This is a genomic window from Psychromonas sp. L1A2, from assembly GCF_009828855.1.
Taxonomy (GTDB): domain Bacteria; phylum Pseudomonadota; class Gammaproteobacteria; order Enterobacterales; family Psychromonadaceae; genus Psychromonas.
The window spans coordinates 1,071,745-1,092,903 of sequence record NZ_WUAG01000002.1; the positions used below are offsets into that span (position 1 = coordinate 1,071,745).

Sequence of the window (21,159 nt, forward strand, 5' to 3'; positions counted from 1 at the left end):
AATTTTGTAGTTTAAACTTATGCTTCATAGAGTATAGATTTAAAGAATATGGATTTATAGAATATCAATTGATATAAATTGAAGGAGTAGACTTGGCTCTGCTCTTTTAATCTTTGTTGATTCGACTCTTAATCATTGAATTGTTAACTACTGATTTTTTAACTACTCTGCTTTAAATACACTCTTTCTGGTCGTCCGACTTTCCCATATTCATTTTCTGCAGTTAATAAACCATTGGCAGAGCAGTATTCTAGATAGCGACGAGCGGTGGTTTTACTAATACCCGTTTCTTGAACTAAGCGTTCAACGGTAAATTTTACGCCAACATTTTGAGAAAATACCCGTTTGATTGTTTCTAACGTAATGCTTTCTATTCCTTTCGGTAATAATTGTTGATATTTGTCACGCAGTTGGATATTGAAGAGTTCATCAATTTGACGTTGCTCAAGGTTATCGTATGCATCCATTGCGGTGTTTAATGTTAAGTAGCGATTGAGTGTTTCTTGCAAGCGTTCGTATGACACTGGTTTAAGTAAATAATCAAAACAACCTAGCTTCATTGCCGTTTTAACCGTATCAATATCATCTGAAGCAGTAATTAACACCACACTGGTTTTATGAGTCGTTTTATCGGCAATGATCTCACGGAATAAATCGATGCCAGTACCGTCAGGTAAATAGTTATCTAAGATAATGACATTCGGTTTATGTATTTTTACCATCGTTCTTGCCATTTGTAGATTTTCAGCAATCCCTATAGGGTTAAAACGAGGGGTTTGACGTAAAATTTGACTGTGAATTTGTGCAATTCTTGCATCATCTTCCACGATTAATACATCAATGAGATCCATTTAGTTTACCTTCTATATTGATTGGGTCTTTTTTACAATGGTTGGGGATAAAGACAGAAAAGATACAACCTTGTGGCTCCGCATTATCAACGAGTATAAAACCATTAGCATGAGTGACATAGCGGTGAACTAAATATAAACCAATGCCATGATTATAACGGTCTTGTTTATTGGAGACACCTTTCTTCCAGATTTCATTCATTAAATCAGGCGCTAGACCAGTACCGTTATCACTTATTTCAATCACCAAATCATCGCCTGCATCAGTGATTAAAACGTTAATAATACAGTTACTATTAGGGTTATTCTGAGTAGCATCGAAGGCATTATCGATTAAGTTACCCAGGATTGCACACAATTCAGTTTCGCTTAATGTTGAATTAAGTGGATAGAGTTGGCAAGTAGAGTCAAACATCAATGAAATATTCAATTCTTTTGCGCGTAATGATTTTCCTAATAATAAACCTGCAACTTGTGGTAAATGAATATGCTGATGAATGAAATCTAGCAATTTTTGTTTACTGGTATTTTCCTGTGCAATCAATTGCTGTACTTCATCTAATCTACCCATTTGAATCAAACCAGAGATGGTAGCCAAACGATTAGAAAACTCATGTCGTAATACTCGTAACGTATCGGTGTGTTGCTGAACTTGGGTAAGCTCGTTGGTAAGAGACTCAATATCACTTTTTTCACGAAAACTAACAACCCAACCAATCAGCTCATTTTTTTTAAAAATAGCAACGCGGTTGGCGATTAAACTGTATTCATTCAAACGGATCATTTCATCTTTTAGGCTTTCATTCAGTGGCTGACGAAAAAAGAATTCTGAGTTTGAAACATATTCAAAAATTTTCCGTGTTTTTAGGTAGTTAATATCATACTCAGCGCTCAATAATTTACGTGCCGACTTATTCATAGTGAGGAAATAACCTTCTCGATCGATGGCAATGACACCTTCATATACTGAACTTAAAATTGTATTTTGTAAGTTCAATGCAAGAGCAATTTCTTCTGGCTCCATCATATTCATTTTTTTCTGAATATGATGAGAAAACCCCCATGCGGCGGCTAAGGTGAGCGCAAAAAGACTAAACACCTCGATAAGCAAAGGTGTCATATACACATCAATCCATTGGTCAAAACGGTTCAGTAAATAACCAACAGAAATAACTCCAATGATATTATGCTCACTATCAAAAATAGGAGCCTTTCCCCGCACTCCATAGCCTAAACTACCTTCCCTTAAGGAGATATAAGACTCACCACGCTCTAGCGCACCGGCGTTATCACCACCTCTCATTGGAAAACCAATACGATCCTCTACCGGATGTGATAAGCGAATGCCATTTTCATCACCAATCACAATAAAACTGGCATCTGAAATCGCTGATAATCGATTGATATTAATATTTAGAGCGACCAGATCTTTTGACACAATTTGTTTAATGAGCACGGGGTCACTGGAAATTTCTTTAGCTTGGATAAGTGCGCGAGTGCCCACTTGATGTTTGATAGATTTATATAATGTACTTTCAAAATGCCATACCATCACTGGCATTTGCAGCATAAGTAGACCAAATAATAATAAAAATATTTTGATGCGAAAGGTCAATTTAAAGAAAGAAGAAAAAGTATTTTTCATAAAGCCTAACCGAAGTGAATGCTGAGTAATGAGTAAGAAGTAGTGAGTTAAATTTGTAACTGATTTGAAACGTAAATGTTAAATTAAAATAAGAATAAAGACAGTGACGCTTTACTCGCTTTAGAGTTTATCTCTTACCTATTAATGAATATTTTCTAATAAAAACAGTGTTTTATGTGTACAACATAGTTGTTCGCTTTTAAACATAAAAAAGAACCCAAATAACGCATCGTCATGACAACTTACGTTATTTGGGTAACTTGGGTAACTGGTTAATTTAGCAGCTTGAGCAACTAATATTTTAAGCTGCTACCTTTCTTTCAGCGGCTTTCGCTCGAATAGCACTAATAATAGGTAACAATATCGATAGTAATATCACGACTAATAATCCTTTAGCGATACCAGAGTTCATAAAAACACTTAGGTCTTGGTTCGATATTCTGTAACCCTGACGGAATGATTGCTCCATTTGTCCACCGACAATGGCTGCTAAAATCATTGGAGAAGTTGGTATATCAAGACGTCCCATGATAACCCCTGCAACACCTAAAATGATTAAGATATAGAAATCGACAACAGAAGCACTGATTGCATAACAACCTACAAAAGCTAAGCTAAGTACGATTGGATAAAGTACTTTTGGCGGAATCGCTAGCAAACGTACCAATACACCAGCAAGTGGAATATTCACAATAGCTAGAATCACATTAGCAACAAACATACTCGCGATTAAGCCCCAAGCTGTATCAGGATGCTGAGCAAACAAGAGTGGCCCAGGTTGAATACCAAGCATTAATAACGCGCCCATCATTACCGCAGTGGTTCCCGATCCCGGAACACCCAGCGATAACATTGGAATCATCGCACCAATAGAAGCGGCATTGTTAGCTGACTCTGGTGCTGCTAATCCTTCAATTGCGCCATGGCCAAATTCTTCTTTATTTTTAGATAATTGCTTTTCGTTGTTGTAACACATCAGCGATGCCATCGTGCCGCCCGCACCAGGGAGTGCACCAATAATAAAGCCAACAGGTGCACTACGAAGAATAGGCCACTTTGAACGTTTCCATTCTTCTTTGCTTATCCAAATTCTTTTAAACTTAGTTTGGGCTTTTTTGCCTCCTTCACTCAAGGTTCGGAAACTTTTAAAGACCTCACCTAAAGCATAAATACCAATAATAACCACTAAGAAGTCGATACCCGTTTGCAGCTCTAACACTCCAAAAGTAAAGCGTTGTAAGCCTGATTGTCCGTCAATTCCTACCGTCGATATCGCGAGTCCAATGCACATCGATAAAAAGCCTTTCAGCATGTTCCCTTTCGACATAGAGACCGTCATAGAAAGTGCGGCGACCATTAATAAAAAGTATTCAGCGGGACCAAATTTAATAGCTAAACCAGCAACCGGCTCCGCCATTAACGTCATTAATATTGCCGCAATAGTACCGCCAATTAAAGATGCAATAGCTGATATTGCGAGTGCGGATTCTGCTTTGCCTTTCATTGCCATGGGGTACCCATCAAAGGTTGCCGCCAATGCCGCACCATCACCAGGGGTATTAATTAAAATTGAGCTCCGAGAACCTCCAAACATGGCGCCGATATAAACGCCCATCATGGTGATAAGTGAAGCGGTTGGTCCCATTGAAAACGTCATTGGTAATAAAATAGCGACGCCAGTTGCAGGGCCAAGTCCAGGAAGCATGCCAATCACAGTCCCTAAAATACCGCCAACTAAGATTAAAAATAAGTAATAAGGCTGAAGAGCAACGCTAAAGCCATTCATTAAATTCGTTAAAATATCCATTATGCTCAGCTCTATTAATTAAAAAATGGGAATGGAGGGAGGTTAACTGACAGCAATTCATTAAAAGTAATAAAAATACCACCAGCAAAAATAATTGAAATTAAAGCGCTTTTTTTCCAAAAACCTTTACCGCAAGTCACCGTCAACGTTGAAAACATAAATAAAGAGGTACTTATCACGTAACCAACATGTTCAAATAACATCGCGTAAAAAATACAAATAACACAAGTAATGGCTATTTTTCTGCGATCCTCTTTTCGTTGTGGGCTTTCATTTAATAATGCCTTGATAGCCGTTATTGAAGGCGTGATTCCACCAGTTAGGATCAGTAAAATGCCAATAAAGATAGCGATAGCCGATACGGTAAGTGGTAAGAAAATAGCCTCTAATGGATTACCAAACATTGGCTGAGGTAAGCTATACGCATACCCTCCGTAAGCAAGGCCAAATGTGATACTAAATAGTCCTGTTAGACCATCCCAATTTGATTTTATATTTGACACGTTACACCTCTACCAAATAATCGAGTTTATTAAGTTATGCTTTTTTAATATGGAAACGGTGGCTATAACGACTTTGTTTCTTGGCATAATCATAAGGGAGTAAGCTTTGCTTTTTACACAAAGCTTTATTGTATTTTTTAAAATAGAATCGTTATTGATTTATAAAAATTCAGTACTGATATCAAACCTGTTTAATGAAAGAGCACTTACTTTTTTAAATAAATCATCTCTTTCATCTTATTAATACCGAGACTTATCGACCAAATACTTCTTTAATCAATCCTTTATATTGTTCATTAGTTTTGCCTAGGAACGTGGTGAAGTCTTGGTCATTTTGGTAAGCATTGTCCCAACCATTCCGTTTCAGAGCTTCTTTCCATTCAGTTGTTTCAACCATTTTCTGTAAAGCATCACGCCAATACGCAACCGCTTCTTCTGGCATATCTTTAGGGCCAAATAAACCGCGCCAGTTTTCAAACGTGACATCAATACCTTCTTCTTTTACTGTTGGAATTTCCGCGATTAAGCCACTACCAATACGCTTGTCTGCCGTTTGTGCTAACGCGTGTAATTTTCCACTTTCAACCAGCCCCGCTACATCACCTAAACCAGTAGAAATAAGGTCAACATGACCACCCAGCGCTTGTGCGATTAAGCTACCGTTTTGAAAAGAGATATAATCAATGTTACGAAGATTTTCAACACCGGCAGCTTTAGCCACTAATAAGAATTGAATATGATCCATTGATCCTGCGGCAGATGTTCCACCAATTTTGACCGATTTAGGATCTTTTTTAAGCGCGTCCATAACTTCTTTAATGGTTTTGTATTTTGAATTTTCTGGCACTACAAAAGCAGCATAGTCAGTGATAAGACGAGCAATAGGCGTTGTATCTTTATAACTGTATTGAGTCAGCCCGGTTAAGTTAGTTAGCAAAATAGGCGGAGAATATACTGAAATAAGATCGCCTTTGCCTTTTTGAGTTTGCATGTAAGCTAAGTTAACAGCACCACCACCACCGGGACGATTTACTACAGGCATATTGGCATCAACAAGACCTGTATCCTTTAACACTTTACCTACAGTACGAATGGTTAAATCCCAACCGCCACCAGCACCTGAAGGCGCAACCATATTAATAGTATGAGGAGGGTAATCGGCTGCCATCGCAGAGTTAACCGAGAGAAGTGTAGTGGTTGCAATCACGGCACTTGTTAAAAGCTGTTTTAATTTAATCATCAACTTACATCCTTAGCTTATTTTCTAAATATAAAAAGTATTGAGCGAATAGCTCTTACCCTCGTTTTATTGTTATTCTCAGAATAGATCCTTTGTAAAAACCTAATATTCATTTGATGCGTTAAATAAATGTATTTTAATTGTTAAATGAATGAACTGATTTTGTAAGCATACTGATAGGTTAAGAATGGAAATGTGAGGCGAGACGATTAAACGTTATGAATCAATGGTGCTTATGGTTTTTATGGTGTTAATTAATTATTTAGAAAATAAAAATATAATTTTCATATTTTAAAACAATTAGTTAGAGCTACATCAGAGGGAAGTCAACAAAAATAGAGACCTATTAAACGACGATTTAATATACTCAATATCGTCGTAACTTATGATCTGGTTAACGTATTAGGTATTCCCACAAAAAATAATTAAAACGACAAATGATAGTTAATTAGTATAAATAACTTAAACGATATCAGAGTTAACATTATCTATTAACTTAGCTGTAAATTACTCATAAATAAATAGCTAAATATTGATCGGACTAGCATATTTATTTCGTTTATCTACAAAAACACGACTATAGTATTGACACTTCTTATCAATTTTTTACAAGGAAAATGCCTAATGAGTGTTAAATTAAAGATGATGTTATTGATGGGCTCACTAATAACCATAGTTGTTTTAGTGATATCCATTGTTGGATTTATAAATTTCAAGTCAGAATCAGTGAACACTTATGATCGTAGTTTAAAAAATGATGCGATGGTAATAGGCAAAGCGGTAGAACAAAAAATCGGTCGTACATTTGATATTCTTCATGCCGTTGCAGCAGAACTTGCCATTACTAGTGATGAGAAAATAGATGAAGTAGCAACTTTAAAATCACTTAAATCAATTGCAGATAAGTTTGATGTACTTGGCGCACATATAGGTATGAAAAATGGTGATATCTATGCCTCGTTAGCAAATGGCTTTGTTCCTAACGTTAATGCAAAAGAAATGAAACGTGAATGGTATGTCCGTATTTTTGAAGGTGAAAATGAGGTAATGACCAAGGTTTACACTAACGGTGAAGGGAACTCAGCTATCGCGATGTCTGTCCCTGTTATCAGAGAAGGTAAACGCGTTGGATTACTTGCGGTTAATATTGAAGTTAACTCAATCACCAACTTCGTTAAAGAATTATCGGATAACTCGCAAATATATATCTCTCGTGAAGATGGGTATGTTTTAGTTGCTAAAGATGAAAAGCTATTGGGTGATAACCTTTTTGCCTCACACCCAAGTTATGAACCTCTTAAAAACTTAGATGAAGCATCTTTAAATTATCACTATGATGGTAAAAATTATTTTGTTGCATCATCAAAAATAAAAAATTTAGACTGGAATGTATGGGCATGGGATTCACAAGAAAACATTAATGAAGCCTCTAATAATAACTTATATACCAGCCTCATTATTGCTTTCATCTTTATCGTCATTGCACTAACCATCACTTACGCTCTAGTTATTAAGCTAATGTATTTGCCAATCGGTGGAGAGCCTAAAACAATCGAAGATATCGTACAAAAAATAGCAAATGGTGACCTTTCCCTTAACGCGGAAACAACAGGGAATGAAACAGGCGTTTATAAAGCGGTACTCGCCATGGTCGGACAATTAAAAAATACAATCAGTGAAATTAATGCAACAAGCACAGAAGTAATTAACTCTTCTGTACAAATTGAAAAGTCATCTAGTGGCGTGACAGAAACTACGCAACAACAAATGCATCAATTAGATCAAACAGCTTCAGCTATGAATGAAATGACGGTAACGGTACTAGAAGTTGCGAGAAATGCACAGCAAGCTTCATCTTCAGCACATGAGGCTAAACAACATTCAAAAAATGGTATGACGGTCGTAAGCGAAATGAATAATGATATCAGTTCATTATTAAATGGTATTGAAGACGTGCAAGTAGTTATTAATAAACTAGCTCAACAGACTGATAATATTGGTAGTATTCTTGACGTTATTAAAGGAGTTGCAGATCAAACTAATCTTTTAGCACTTAACGCAGCTATTGAAGCAGCCCGAGCCGGAGAACAAGGTCGAGGCTTCGCGGTAGTAGCTGATGAAGTCCGTAACTTAGCAAATAGAACACAAGAAAGTACGGATGAAATTCAACAAGTGATTGCTAACTTACAAGCAGAAGCAGGCCGTTCAGTACATTTAATGGAAGCAAACTCAAAAAGTGCAGAAGCAACAGCCACTAAATCTAATGAAGCTAATTTGGCTCTGGAAGCTATCAATAGTTCAGTAGAAGAAATCCAAGATATGAATAATCAGATTGCTACCGCAGCTGAAGAGCAAACAGTCGTCGCTGAAGAGATTAATAATAGTATTGTCAGCTTAAATGATATGTCTAAACATACATTCGATAATGCCGAAAATAATTCAACAATGGCTAAGGGTTTAAAAGATTCAGCCGCTTCATTAAACCGCTCAGTAGAGAGATTCACTCTTTAATTCTAATAACTTAACTATAGTAGAAATATTATAACATTTAGAGCTTGTAAATAGTTCTGTAGCGGCACCCTTCCCTTGGACTGTCGCTATTTTTTTAGCTTTAAAATACAACTAACCATATTAAATAAAAACGTAATGCTGCTATTTATCTATTACAGATATCAATAATAACCCATTTATTTAATGGCTATATTATTGTAAATGCTCCGCAAGGTGATCAATCAATAACCTTATCTTCGGTGACAAATAACGATTCTGCGGATACACAGCCCATATCCCTTCAGCAGGCTCTCTGAACTGATCTAAAATGGTCACTAACTGCCCTGACTCTATATAAGATTGCACGTAATAATCAGGCAATTGCACGATACCAATATCTTTTAATGCAGCATCAACTAACGCCACGCCACTATTACAACGCAAGTTGCCCTTAACTCTAATGTTCTTCTCTTTATTTTGCTCCGTAAAGCGCCAATAATCACGTGTGCCCAATAAACAATTGTGATGTTTAAGCTCGGATAGTGAATGAGCTTCTCCGTGCTTTTGCAAATAATTTTCAGAGGCACAAACAAAGTTAGATCGTTGACTGAGCTTTTTAGCAATCAAGCTTGAATCTTGTAACTGCCCTAAGCGAATAGCGACATCAAAACCACCATCAATTAAATCAACTCGGTTATTGGTTAATTCAGTCGTCACTTCAATATCGCTATTCAAAGCGACAAAATCATTGATTAACGGCAAGATTTTCTGCTCTCCATAAGTCACTGGTGCAGTTAGCTTTATTTTACCTTGCGGTTTACTCTGTAAGTTGGTGATGGCTTGTTCAGCAGTATCTAGCCCATCTAACAAATGACGACAATGTTGATAAAACAACTGTGCCTCCTGTGTTAGCGAGACTTTACGTGTGGTACGGTAAAATAACTTTACCTGTAGGCGCTTTTCCAGTGCACTGATTTGACGACTCACTTGTGCAGTAGAAAGTTTGAGATTTTTAGCGGCTAATGAAAAGCTTTGATTTTCAGCTACTGCTACAAATTCGTTGATGCCCTGCCACTTCATTGTTACCACCTGGTAAAAGTAATTTTCATTTTAGGTAGATTATCATTATTGTAGAAACAAATATAATAGACACACAAAAATGCCATACACACATAATTGGAGTAGATATGACGGATAAATTTATTAAATCAAAAGCGGCTGTAGCGTGGGGTCCAAATCAACCATTAGTGGTTGAAGAAGTTGATGTAATGCTACCTAGAAAAGGCGAAGTATTAGTTAAAGTAATTGCCTCTGGTGTCTGCCATACCGATGCATTTACGTTATCTGGCCAAGATCCTGAAGGTTTATTCCCAGTTATTTTAGGTCATGAGGGTGGCGGTATCGTTGAGCAAATCGGCGAAGGTGTCACTAGTGTGAGCGTTGGCGACCATGTTATTCCACTTTACACTGCTGAATGCGGTGTATGTAAGTTCTGTACCTCAGGTAAAACTAACTTATGTAGCGCAGTACGTGAAACACAAGGCCGTGGTGTCATGCCAGACGGTACTAGCCGTTTCTACAAAGACGGTCAACCAATATTCCATTACATGGGTTGTTCTACGTTCTCTGAATATACTGTGTTACCAGAAATTTCATTAGCGAAAGTTAATAAAGATGCACCGCTTGAAGAAGTGTGTTTATTAGGTTGTGGTGTTACAACCGGTATGGGCGCGGTATTAAATACAGCTAAAGTTGAAAAAGGCGATAACGTTGCGATCTTCGGATTAGGCGGCATTGGCTTGTCAGCGATTATCGGTGCAAAAATGGCCGGCGCCAATAAGATTATTGGTATCGATATCAATGAAAGTAAGTTTGAACTAGCAAAACAACTCGGTGCAACGGATTGTATTAACCCAAAAGACCATGACAAACCAATCCAAGATGTGATTGTTGAAATGACCGATGGCGGTGTTGAATACTCGTTTGAATGTATTGGTAATGTTGATGTGATGCGAAGTGCACTTGAATGTTGTCATAAAGGTTGGGGCGAATCAGTGATTGTTGGTGTGGCTGGTGCAGGTAAAGAAATCTCGACCCGTCCATTCCAACTAGTGACTGGGCGTGTTTGGCGTGGAACGGCATTTGGTGGCGTTAAAGGTCGCTCACAGTTACCTGCTATTGTGGAACAATACTTAGCGGGTGAATTTAAATTAAGCGATTTTATTACTCATACTATGCCACTTGAAGATATCAATAAATCGTTTGATTTAATGCACAGCGGTGAAAGTATTCGTAGTGTTATTCACTTCGATCATAAATAGACTGACCTGCTTAGTCAGATTAGGTGTAGAAACTTAATCTGACTGCTTTTCAAATTGAGTCCTTTTCAATACGAGTAATAACTCGAACTGAACGGCTTACATTCAAACTGAACAACTTCTATATGGACAACACGATGATCCTTGAAAATATCAGCAGTAATAAATTATTTGAAGGTTGGCATAAACAATATACTCATTCATCAAGTGTGCTTCATTGTGACATGCGTTTTGCTATCTATTTACCACCACAAGCAAGCAGTAATAAACCTGTTCCAGTTATGTACTGGTTATCTGGTTTAACCTGTAGCGATGAAAACTTTATGCAAAAAGCCGGTGCACAAAAATTAGCGGCTGAATTAGGCATTGCAATTGTGGCACCAGATACTAGCCCACGTGGTGAAAATGTTGCCGACGATAGCAACAAAGCTTACGACCTTGGTTTAGGAGCTGGTTTTTATATTAATGCAACACAAGCACCGTGGAATAAGCATTATCAAATGTACGATTATATCGTTAACGAATTACCGCAATTGATAGAAGCTAACTTCCCCGTGACTAAAGAGCGCGTTATTAGTGGGCATTCGATGGGCGGTCATGGCGCGTTAACCATTGGTTTACGTAACCCTGATTTATACCAATCAATTAGTGCATTCAGTCCAATTTGTAATCCAATCAATTGTGCATGGGGTCAAAAGGCCTTTAACGCTTATTTAGGTGATAATGTTGAAGAATGGAAAGCTTATGACAGCTGTGAATTATTAGCACAACAAGAAAAACATCAACCTATTTTAATTGATCAAGGTAGTAACGATTCGTTTTTACAAGATCAGTTAAAACCTGAAAGCTTAACTGCAATAGCCGATACTAAGCTAAATACATTTCAACTTAATATGCGTGATGGATATGACCACAGTTATTACTTCATCAGTAGTTTCATTGAATCACACCTACGGTTCCACGCTGATAATTTAGGCTTAATAAAAAAGAGTTAAGAAAGTAGTTAAGTTCCTGTCTTTAAAGCCGATATAGTGAAGGCAGTATTTGTCTTCACTTCCTTTAGATTTTTAATGTGCATCATTTGATGACATTAATAACAAAGCGATGACTCCACTTTACAGTTAAAAATTTTCATTCCTAGATGCTGAAAATCAAACAGAGTCACTTGGATTCAGATCATAAGTGCATAACTTATAAGCATTAACACGATGTTTAAACAAAATAATAGTATGTATTTTATACATAAATATGTTGTTTTTTTGTCTTCACTTTAGGAAATATAGCTCACACTTTAGAGGTAGTAGTGCTACAGTCGAAGAGCCACTTTCCACGATAATTTTTATGCTATAAGGATTTAGTTTGAATTTATTTAGAAACTTAACGCTATCATTTAAAATCTCCAGCCTTGTCATACTTCTATTGTGTGCATTGCTATTTATGTCCATTCACCTTGTCACCAATAGCCGAACCGTTGTAGAGAACGTCACGCTAGACTCCGATATTCGAACATTTTATACAAACGTCAATAATAAATGGAAAGACATTAACAAGTCCTACCAATTATCTGAAGATATAGGCATGTTGTTTTCAGCAAGAGCAATAGAACAGCAAGACTTAGAAGACGCCACCAATCAAACAAAAACACTTATTGATGATTTTTCCAGCAGTTTATCTGCCACTAGTGAGGGTCTTGAAAAAGAGTGGAATAAAGCACTTGAGATCGAAGAAGATAAAGGTCTTATCCAAATTAGAGATCGGCTTGTAGAACAAGTAAATCATCTCAACCAAGCATTATCTTCGCTCACTAATGCTTGGTTAACCCAAGCTACTTTTGTAGTTCGAAAGAAAGCAGAAAAAGCAGTTACCCAAGCTTTTGATCCGATTAACGAAAGCATTAATAACATCAATAATATGCATGATACGTTAGTTGCTTTACGCTCAGAAAGAATAATAGCTGAAGAAAATAAAATTGTGGTTCAATCAACTATTTTAGCCACCAGCATATTTATCGTTGTTATTATTGTTTCCTTATTAATGCTTAGAAAACTCAAAAAAGACTTATATTCTATCGTGTCAGTGACCTCCTCTCTAGCCAAAGGCGATTTAAGCAGAACCATTGAAGTCGGTGAAAATAAAGATGAAATTAGTGAGATAAAAAGATCCGTTTTTAGTATGACAAACAATTTAAAAAGCATCTTCAAATCCGTTATTTCATTAGCCAATAACTTAGATACATCAACCGATGGTTTACTCAATGATAATAAACAACGTATTAATGATGCTGAATTTCAACGTTCACAAATGGCTAAACTATCAAACTCAGTAGATGAGCTATACGTAGTGTCAACACAGCTATCTGAACATGCTGATAATGCGGTGTCAAAATCAGATGGCGCTATAGAATCGGCACAAAAAGGCAAAGAAATCGTTAATGCCACTATTAATTCCATTGAAGGATTAGCAGGTGAGATTGAAAACTCAGTAACAGCTATTCAACAACTCGATACCGAAGCCGATAACATTACCAATATTGTTGAAGTCATTAAAAGTATCGCCGATCAAACCAACCTACTGGCATTAAACGCAGCAATTGAAGCCGCTCGAGCAGGCGAACAAGGTCGAGGTTTTGCGGTTGTAGCTGATGAAGTGAGGAATTTAGCAAAACGAACACAAGATGCAACGGGTGAAATTCAATTAACCCTAGAAACGCTTAAACGCAGTACGCTAAGTGCCGTATCGGTGATCAATCATAGCCATAGTAAATCATTAGAAAGTGTTGAATATGTATCGAATACTGGCCATGTGATAGATGAAATTAATGTATCAGTTGAGCAGATCAAAGATATTTCTAAAGAAACCTCGGCAGTATCATCATTACAAACCAATACATTAGACGAAATACAAACCAATGTGCATGAAGTTAACCAAGTAGCAGAAGAAAACAATAATCGGGCTCAAGTCTCGATGGCATCGGCTTCTTCGTTATCAGATCTAAGTAAAGAATTGCTGACGTCTGTCAGCTATTTCAAATTAAAGTAGCACAGTGCATAAAAACAAAAACACTTTTTGCGTAAGTTATAAATTAACTCTGTTTTATTTATAACTTACGCATTTGTTACATTTCAAAAAATTCAACTTAGCCCTCCAATAAAACTCTTTTATAAAATAATAATAAAGATAAATTACTTAACTAACCCTCCTCCCATTCAATCAAATTATTCGCTTATTAGTACTTTATTTCTTTCTAAAAAAGATCATTTAAATAATTAACTTTCTGCTAGCTATTTACTTAGCATGCTAAGCAAGTAAAATACTTAGCGCGCTAAGTAACTTGTACTAATGTTTAATAAACTCAATTCAATAAACTCAATTCAATAGGTAACAACAATGCCAAAAGACATAGAGCAATTAAAGGAACTATCGTTAGCTGAAGATTTCGGACGCCTCTATCGCATCTGGCGCAATGTTGTCGATGTTGAACTTGAACCATTGAAATTAACCTACCCTCGTTGGACGGCACTATGGAAGCTTTTGCGCTTAGGTGACAACGTAAGCCAGAAGGTGTTAGCCAATGCATTAGAAATTGAACTACCTTCTCTGATGCGTACCTTAGGACAATTAGAATCACAAGGACTGATAGAGCGCCATGCTTGTAGCAAAGATAAACGAGCAAGAATTGTTACGTTAACACCTTCTGGTAAAGCTTTATTAAAAAAAATAGAAGCGAGAATTATTGAAGTACGTATTGAGTTATTGGCTGGCGTGAGTATGAATGAGCTTTTTGAACTTGAACGAGTAATGAAAATTATTAGTGATAATGCCAATAAGAAATTAGCAAAACTAGAAATATCAACAACAGACTTTATATGAGAAAAAAAATGACACCAGATCAACAATTCACTCGCCTCGTAAAAATTGCCACCTTTAGCTTTGTTATATTATTTGCATACTTTCTACTTGCTGACAATATTATGCCTTTGACGCCTCAAGCAATGGCAACGCGTGTTGTAACAAAAGTAACACCACAGATATCAGGGAAAATTGAGACGATAGCAGTCATTAATAACCAGACTGTAAAACAAGGTGATTTGTTATTTGCAATCGATTCTGCTCCCTATCAATTGGCAGTATCAGAAGCGCAATTAGCCTTAGAACAGGCAAAACAAGATAATGCAGAATTAGATGCGTCTTTATTGGCAGCAAAAGCCGATGTCAATGCAAGTAGAGCAACAGCACAACAAAAGCGCAGTGAAGCCAAACGTTTCGATGCTTTATATGTTTCACACGGCATATCACAACAGCAAAAAGATCAGGCTACTAGCAATGCAGCTACCGCAAATGCCAATTTTTTAGCCGCTAATGCTCGTTTTAAAAAGCTCCAAGTCAGCCGAGGAAGTTATGGAGAACAAAACTTAAAATTGCGCAGAGCACAAAATAATCTAGCGCAGGCTAAGCTGAATTTATCGTATACCGAAGTACATGCCGACCAAGATGGCATAGTCACCAACTTACAATTAGAAGTCGGTAGCTTTGCCACTGTCGGCCAACCTTTACTTGCAGTAATTTCTAACAAAGTAGACATTATTGCTGATTTTCGAGAAAAGAGTTTACGACATGTTAATGCAACCTCTTTAGCATTGATTGCCTTTGATGGTACCCCTGGAAGTTTATATTCCGCCACAGTAAGTAATGTAGACGCTGGTGTTAGTGCAGGTCAATTTGATGCAAATGGGCGTTTAGCAGAACCACAAGAATCAACTCGATGGGTGAGAGACGCACAAAGGCTCAGACTGCATTTATCTTTAGACGATAAAGCAATGCATAACTTACCTGCAGGTGCGAGAGCCACCGTTCAACTTTTGCCTGATAATATTGTTTTTAATTTATTCGCAACAGCACAGATTAAGCTAATCAGCCTGCTGCACTACATATATTAGAATGTCATATATTGAGAATGTCGTTATTAAAAAATATAAATATCAAACATATAGATATTAAAAAAATTGAATAACGATTCCAAAGAAAGGCCTGATATTGATCGTTTAGAACCAATAACGATGGATATGACAGATCTTTTTTAAAAGTAAGCAGGTAACAAGCATGTTAGCAAACCAACGCCCCTTAACCGCAAATGACTTACGTCAATGTATACGTATTACCACAGGTGCAACGATCGGGTTTACCTTATGTAAAATATTCGATTGGCATTATGGTGTATTTTTTACCGTTACGCCGATGTTATTACTTGGTTTCGTTCCTGTAATGAATATGCAGGCAATGAAACAAATAATAGCAGCATCAACCATGGCAATCTTAGAGGTCGGGTTACTCACTAGTTTACTGGGTGGTTCACCAGGCATGATGTTGCCGATTGTATTCTGTTTGTTTTTATATCGTTTTGCGGCAATGTCAAAAGGTAGCCTTTTCCTATTTGGCGCTTATGGTGTGTTGATGTTAAGCATCATGCTCCATTACGCGAGTTACCCTAATACTAATTTAAATGACTTACTGTTTAGCAATTTTTGGGCAACTATATTATCAGTCTTTATTGCCTATTTAATGACGATTCTCTGTCCTGATGTTGCTCCAAGAACACCTCCAACACCAGGTATTAAAGCACCACATAGAATGCGCCATGAAACATTATTAGGGGCCACTATCGCCACCATGTCATTCATCGTTTTTCAAGTGTTAGATCTGCAGGATTCGATGTCAGCACAAGCCAGTACTATATTGATTCTTTTCCCTATGCATTGGAATGGTGTAATTGATTATGCGCGAAAACGTGCTATCGGTACGATACTCGGAGTATCCGTTGGAATATCATTACAATTTTTACTTTATGAATGGTCTAGCATGTTGCTGTTAGTTATCCCTTTATTATGGATAAGCCTTTTATTATTTAGTCAATTTCATGTACGAGAAGGTGGAGGATCAAGCATTGGTTTTGGTGCAATGACAACACTAGGCATCCTTTTCGGTCAATATTTAACACCTAATAACGATTTAATATTTAGTGCTTTTTATCGCATCAGTAGTATTGCTGTCGCGATAGTGTTAACCCTATTTTTATGTCGGGCAATACATCAATTATTAAATCGTTTTGAGGCTACACGCTTCGGTTATTGAATACGGTAATAAACCTTTAATATTGAAACCTTATACTCTGTTCGTCGTTATTTAAAAGTAGCACGTCTATTTAATAAAAAATTTAAGCAAAATGAAATTATTTATGGATAGCGTTGGTCTTTTTTCTAAATGAGTGAACCTTACAGGTTTCAACTACGTATTAATTTTTAAATAAATATAATAAGGTTTCTCAGATGGTAAAAGAAATTCCGTTGCGTTTAGGAGAAAAAGTAATGCCTGAAGCGCCAAAGGTTTTACTGAGTAATGGTAATTACTGTATTCCTCAACACTACCTAACTTATCACCATACTTTACAAAGTGTGGAAGCGATTATTTGTGATATTGAATATGATCCGAGATATGTTGTTTTCGCTGCACAAGACCTAGGTGATATTTATATTCAAGTCGGTGTCGTGGGCCATGATAATTACCATAAGAAATCATCACAGAAACCAAACCAAGAAAAACTATTATTCGGTCGTAAATGGCGCGTAGAAAAAGAATTACCAACATCAGAGATCATCCAAAGCGTTTTTCTAGCCATTAAAAAATCACGCGAACATGAAGTCCGAGAACTATTTAAGTTAACACTTAATGACAGCACTACAACCCCTTTCAATACGCATATTGATTTACCATTAATGGCTGAGTTCTATGAAAGCAAAGAAAATGATAATGAAGAATACACAATAGAACCTAAAGCAGAAATACAAGTAAGCACTCAAGAAAAAATTAATCATATACTTGAAAAAATCACTTACGATCATAGCCACTTAAGTCTTGATGATGTGCAACAACGCCCGAATGGCCTATGGTTAGTTGACATAAAAGTACATCAGACTGAGCGTAGTACATTATCTGAAATGACTGATGTAACACTTTACTTAATGCTTGAAGAGATATCTTTAAACACCCTAAGCCGCGCTTTAATGCAAGAGTTTGTGCGTCTTAGCGATCTACAAGTAGATAAGCATTTCAGTTATAAAGGATTTCATCGTTTTGATCCGACTATCGATATTGCAGAGATTGCAGACTTGTCACAACAAAGCCGTAAACATGAGTTAGCAGCACACTTTGCCAGTGAGTTTTCTAAAACAAATCAACAAGTGGATTTGACACGAATCCCTCCTGTTAAAGCGGGTGCATTGGCGAAAAAACACAAACAAATTATCAAGCAATTTCAGTTACAAATGCAGTAAGTTTTTACCGGTAAATGAGCGTTATTTCAGTTAAAGCTCATTTACCGGATTTTTATCAAAGTACTTTTTCAATGAACGCTCCCAAACAGAATTTTATTCTCACATCCTATAAACCATAACCTCTAGCCTGAATCGATTAACGACATAATTTACTATTATTATATATCTTAAATTTCAGCAAAAAAAATGCACTAACAAGCAATAAAATTCAGCCTTAGTAATATATTAAAAGGCATTATTTATAACTCGTTAGCACATATTCAATTTTGCTATTTATTGCACTATTACTTTCATAAAGCTTCTATTACTTTCTTAAAGCTTCAGTATTTGACCGCTTCTTTCGCTTCTTTATCAACTGAAATTGAAAACACATCAGGGCGAGCATAGTGGCCAACAGGATCAAAATCCATTTTACTTTTAATCAATGTCGCTCTATCTAACTCTGCATACACAATCGTTCGTTCATTAAAAACAGGTCCAACAATAATCTCACCAAGTGGCCCAATGATCGCACTACCACCACGCATCATTACACCATCAGGATTATCAGGTAACACACTGCGATAATCTTCGCTAAACTCATCTCTTGTAATGTACTGACAAGCACTAAGCACATAACAGCGTCCTTCCATCGCAATATGTTGAATGGTTGATAACCAAGTATCTCGGTCATCAGCTGTTGGTGTGCAATATATTTCAACATGTTGAGCATACATAGCAGAGCGTAGTGCAGGCATATAATTTTCCCAACAAATTACTGCACCTATTTTACCAATCTCGCTGTCCACTACATCTAAAGTAGAACCATCACCAAAGCCCCAAATTAAACGCTCTGAACCAGTAGGCATCAATTTTCTACGCTTACCAACAATGCCTTTTATAGGGTCTATAAATACAACAGAGCAATAAAGCGTTGAACCACCTCGCTCAATAATGCCTAACACAATAAAGATATTATGCTGAGCTGCGCATTCTTCTATTGAACGTAACTCTTCCCCATCGATATCCACAGCGCCATCGTAATAACGCATAAAGTCTTCACGTCCTTCTGGTAAGCGCTTGCCGATAGGTGCATCAAAATTCAAACCTTTAGGGTAAGTTCCGAGAAACGCCTCTGGGAAAACAACTAATTCAGCTCCGTTAAGTGCCGCTTCTTCTGCTAATTTACAGGTCTTTTTTGCAGTTTCGATTGCATCAAAGGGAATACTGCTATCTTGAACAACAGCTACTTTACATTGTGATTTCATGGTTACTTTCCTTTTATTTTGTCGTTACTAAAGACGGTTTTTTATCAGAAGAAGTGTTATTTCGCATATATTCATCAAACATATCGTGATAGTTTTCAAGTGACTTAGCCGATACAGAAGAAGTAAAACGACTAACACATAAAGTGATAAGAATATTAAAAATAAAACCTGCAAAACCAGGTCCTAGTGGAATATCTGGTTTAAATATTGCCATCAAGACCATTAAACCAGCGCCTCCGATCAAACCAAAGAAAGCCCCTTTTTCAGTGACACAACGGAAATGCAACATACCAAGAGCAGATGGAACCAACTGTAAACCTAAACCAAAGCCTAATGCTGCAATAGGAACCAATAAACCAGCACCACCAGGTGCAAGTGCTAATACCAGTATTAATGTCGTTAAACTTGCAACAACGATACGCGTCACCTTCGTGCTTTGAGCACTTGAAAGTGGCTCACTGCGTAAGCTATTAACAACATCTTCAGCGACAATACTGGCAGAAGATAAAAGTTGGCTGTTAATCGTTGAAATAGCAGCGGCTAAAATACCTGCCACTACAAAAGCACCTAATATAGGAGCATGCTCAGCAAAAACCAACGGCAAAATTGTGTCACTTGTTTCTTTACTGACACCCGGTGCAATACCAGGGATAACGGCAGCAGTGCCTATCACTAAAGGAATGATAGCCATCATCCATGAGTTCCAAAAAGGCGTCATTACAGCGACTTTCCCTAATACTTCAGGTGAAGCAGCAGAGTAAAATTTTTGCCACATATGCGGTAAAACCCAAGCACCAAAACCAAGTCCAAGCCATATCTCAACCATTTTCATTGGTTTACCATTATTCACTAATAGCTCAGGCTTATAGGCTGCAACATTTGCAAACATATTAAACCCACCTGCTAAATTACAAACATAGATAGCAGTACAAATTAAAATAGTGGCAAAGAAAACACCCATAAAGGTGTCTGTCCATGCGGTGCCTTTAAAGCCCGCCCATAAAACAATGACACCAACCATAACCGAAGTAATAACAACACCTACCACATAAGGCACTGCGCCGTCGGTCATTGTATCTAAAGCAAGTGCACCGCCACTTACTTGAATTAACATTACCGGCACTAATGCAAAGATACCAATCACTGCCACTAAGGTTCGAAGACGCTTACTTTCGTAATAATGTTCAACCATTTGCCCTGGGGTAATAAAACCAAAGCGCTTTCCTGCTAACCAAATTCTTGCGCCAAAGAGCCATATAAAAACAGCATGAAAAATAGTCCAAACAGCAAATCCAATGAACCAAACACCTTCTCGATAATAAGCACCGAAAGAGCCTAATAATGTCCACGTTGAAAAGTAAGTTGCCCCCATTGAAAGCAATAACACAACCGTTCCCATACTACGGCCGCCAATAACAAAATCTTCCGCAGCATCATTTGTAGATTTTTCGGCATTACGTTTAGAGAGGAAGGAAATAAAAATAAAGACGCCAATGAATACGGCTAATATTGAAATAGTAATGACATTACCCATTGTATTTCTCCTCACTGATTGGCTTGTTTTTTAACGCCTTCATAAAGGGTTTGAAATACAAAGGATAGAGAGCGATAACGCATAACGTTAAAATAAGGTTGCAGCCAAGCGTTAAAGCTAATGGCATAGGTAAACCAGCGATCATAACTGGTGCGTTAAAAACATTTAAATATGGCATAAAAGTTAAGATTAAACA

The 21,159-nt window shown here is 37.1% G+C and carries 16 protein-coding genes; 8 read left to right on the forward strand and 8 right to left on the reverse strand.

All coding sequences use genetic code 11. The annotated features are described in order from the left end of the window. Positions 1-158 precede the first annotated feature (158 nt). From GQR59_RS15020 to GQR59_RS15040, 5 genes are all read right to left on the reverse strand, one after another. Positions 159-851: a response regulator gene (locus tag GQR59_RS15020; protein WP_160064030.1), complete on the reverse strand. Its 693-nt coding sequence runs from the start codon at positions 849-851 to the stop codon at positions 159-161. Then, the gene (locus GQR59_RS15025; protein ID WP_160064032.1) at positions 838-2,496 is read right to left on the reverse strand and encodes an ATP-binding protein; all 1,659 of its coding nucleotides are present in this window, start codon (positions 2,494-2,496) and stop codon (positions 838-840) included. The genes GQR59_RS15020 and GQR59_RS15025 overlap by 14 nt, the downstream gene beginning before the upstream one ends. A 301-nt stretch (positions 2,497-2,797) precedes the next feature. Further along, positions 2,798-4,303 carry a tripartite tricarboxylate transporter permease gene (locus GQR59_RS15030; protein WP_201288116.1) on the reverse strand — a complete coding sequence of 502 codons (1,506 nt, stop codon included), beginning with the start codon at positions 4,301-4,303 and terminating at the stop codon, positions 2,798-2,800. Between the two features lie 14 nt (positions 4,304-4,317). Further along, positions 4,318-4,806, reverse strand: coding sequence for a tripartite tricarboxylate transporter TctB family protein (locus GQR59_RS15035; RefSeq protein WP_160064034.1), 489 nt, complete (start codon positions 4,804-4,806; stop codon positions 4,318-4,320). A 253-nt stretch (positions 4,807-5,059) separates the two neighbouring features. Beyond that, complete coding sequence (locus GQR59_RS15040) at positions 5,060-6,046, reverse strand: Bug family tripartite tricarboxylate transporter substrate binding protein (protein ID WP_160064036.1); 987 nt, start codon at positions 6,044-6,046, stop codon at positions 5,060-5,062. Positions 6,047-6,670: 624 nt separating this feature from the next. Here GQR59_RS15040 and GQR59_RS15045 point away from each other — a divergent pair. Then, positions 6,671-8,557, forward strand: coding sequence for a methyl-accepting chemotaxis protein (locus GQR59_RS15045; protein WP_160064038.1), 1,887 nt, complete (start codon positions 6,671-6,673; stop codon positions 8,555-8,557). Between the two features lie 192 nt (positions 8,558-8,749). On the opposite strand, the gene GQR59_RS15050 is transcribed toward GQR59_RS15045, so the two are convergent. Next, complete coding sequence (locus GQR59_RS15050; protein ID WP_160064040.1) at positions 8,750-9,616, reverse strand: LysR family transcriptional regulator; 867 nt, start codon at positions 9,614-9,616, stop codon at positions 8,750-8,752. A gap of 107 nt (positions 9,617-9,723) precedes the next feature. Here GQR59_RS15050 and GQR59_RS15055 point away from each other — a divergent pair, with 107 nt between their 5' ends. The 7 genes from GQR59_RS15055 (at position 9,724) to GQR59_RS15085 (ending at position 18,182) form a co-directional block, all read left to right on the forward strand. Then, positions 9,724-10,857 carry an S-(hydroxymethyl)glutathione dehydrogenase/class III alcohol dehydrogenase gene (locus tag GQR59_RS15055; protein WP_137297534.1) on the forward strand — a complete coding sequence of 378 codons (1,134 nt, stop codon included), beginning with the start codon at positions 9,724-9,726 and terminating at the stop codon, positions 10,855-10,857. Positions 10,858-10,991: 134 nt separating this feature from the next. Next, positions 10,992-11,849: an S-formylglutathione hydrolase gene (gene fghA, locus GQR59_RS15060; RefSeq protein ID WP_160064042.1), complete on the forward strand. Its 858-nt coding sequence runs from the start codon at positions 10,992-10,994 to the stop codon at positions 11,847-11,849. A 442-nt stretch (positions 11,850-12,291) separates the two neighbouring features. Then, positions 12,292-13,893 (forward strand): methyl-accepting chemotaxis protein, encoded by a 1,602-nt coding sequence (locus GQR59_RS15065; RefSeq protein WP_236546786.1) that lies wholly within the window; start codon positions 12,292-12,294, stop codon positions 13,891-13,893. Between the two features lie 348 nt (positions 13,894-14,241). Continuing rightward, on the forward strand, positions 14,242-14,724 hold the full coding sequence (gene slyA, locus GQR59_RS15070; RefSeq protein WP_160064046.1) for a transcriptional regulator SlyA: 483 nt from the start codon (positions 14,242-14,244) through the stop codon (positions 14,722-14,724). Positions 14,725-14,732: 8 nt separating this feature from the next. After that, positions 14,733-15,791 carry an HlyD family secretion protein gene (locus GQR59_RS15075; protein WP_160065220.1) on the forward strand — a complete coding sequence of 353 codons (1,059 nt, stop codon included), beginning with the start codon at positions 14,733-14,735 and terminating at the stop codon, positions 15,789-15,791. Between the two features lie 163 nt (positions 15,792-15,954). Further along, positions 15,955-16,983 (forward strand): DUF2955 domain-containing protein, encoded by a 1,029-nt coding sequence (locus GQR59_RS15080; RefSeq protein WP_160064048.1) that lies wholly within the window; start codon positions 15,955-15,957, stop codon positions 16,981-16,983. 194 nt (positions 16,984-17,177) lie between these two features. After that, entirely contained in the window at positions 17,178-18,182 is a 1,005-nt protein-coding gene (locus GQR59_RS15085) for a hypothetical protein (protein ID WP_160064050.1), read from the forward strand. 320 nt (positions 18,183-18,502) lie between these two features. Here the strand turns inward: GQR59_RS15085 and GQR59_RS15090 are convergent, their stop codons facing one another. Further along, positions 18,503-19,429, reverse strand: coding sequence for a carbon-nitrogen hydrolase family protein (locus GQR59_RS15090; protein ID WP_160064052.1), 927 nt, complete (start codon positions 19,427-19,429; stop codon positions 18,503-18,505). A 13-nt stretch (positions 19,430-19,442) separates the two neighbouring features. Continuing rightward, positions 19,443-20,963: a sodium:solute symporter family protein gene (locus tag GQR59_RS15095; protein WP_160064054.1), complete on the reverse strand. Its 1,521-nt coding sequence runs from the start codon at positions 20,961-20,963 to the stop codon at positions 19,443-19,445. Between the last annotated feature and the right edge of the window lie 196 nt (positions 20,964-21,159).

Excerpts from the sequence above, each read along its gene's own strand:
- fghA (WP_160064042.1), top strand. The coding sequence starts at position 10,992 with ATGATCCTTGAAAATATCAGCAGTAATAAATTATTTGAAGGTTGGCAT.
- GQR59_RS15080 (WP_160064048.1), top strand. The coding sequence starts at position 15,955 with ATGTTAGCAAACCAACGCCCCTTAACCGCAAATGACTTACGTCAATGT.
- GQR59_RS15065 (WP_236546786.1), top strand. The coding sequence starts at position 12,292 with ATGTCCATTCACCTTGTCACCAATAGCCGAACCGTTGTAGAGAACGTC.
- GQR59_RS15040 (WP_160064036.1), bottom strand. The coding sequence starts at position 6,046 with ATGATTAAATTAAAACAGCTTTTAACAAGTGCCGTGATTGCAACCACT.
- GQR59_RS15095 (WP_160064054.1), bottom strand. The coding sequence starts at position 20,963 with ATGGGTAATGTCATTACTATTTCAATATTAGCCGTATTCATTGGCGTC.
- GQR59_RS15025 (WP_160064032.1), bottom strand. The coding sequence starts at position 2,496 with ATGAAAAATACTTTTTCTTCTTTCTTTAAATTGACCTTTCGCATCAAA.
- GQR59_RS15085 (WP_160064050.1), top strand. The coding sequence starts at position 17,178 with ATGGTAAAAGAAATTCCGTTGCGTTTAGGAGAAAAAGTAATGCCTGAA.
- GQR59_RS15090 (WP_160064052.1), bottom strand. The coding sequence starts at position 19,429 with ATGAAATCACAATGTAAAGTAGCTGTTGTTCAAGATAGCAGTATTCCC.
- GQR59_RS15030 (WP_201288116.1), bottom strand. The coding sequence starts at position 4,303 with ATGGATATTTTAACGAATTTAATGAATGGCTTTAGCGTTGCTCTTCAG.
- GQR59_RS15055 (WP_137297534.1), top strand. The coding sequence starts at position 9,724 with ATGACGGATAAATTTATTAAATCAAAAGCGGCTGTAGCGTGGGGTCCA.
- GQR59_RS15075 (WP_160065220.1), top strand. The coding sequence starts at position 14,733 with ATGACACCAGATCAACAATTCACTCGCCTCGTAAAAATTGCCACCTTT.
- slyA (WP_160064046.1), top strand. The coding sequence starts at position 14,242 with ATGCCAAAAGACATAGAGCAATTAAAGGAACTATCGTTAGCTGAAGAT.
- GQR59_RS15020 (WP_160064030.1), bottom strand. The coding sequence starts at position 851 with ATGGATCTCATTGATGTATTAATCGTGGAAGATGATGCAAGAATTGCA.
- GQR59_RS15050 (WP_160064040.1), bottom strand. The coding sequence starts at position 9,616 with ATGAAGTGGCAGGGCATCAACGAATTTGTAGCAGTAGCTGAAAATCAA.
- GQR59_RS15045 (WP_160064038.1), top strand. The coding sequence starts at position 6,671 with ATGAGTGTTAAATTAAAGATGATGTTATTGATGGGCTCACTAATAACC.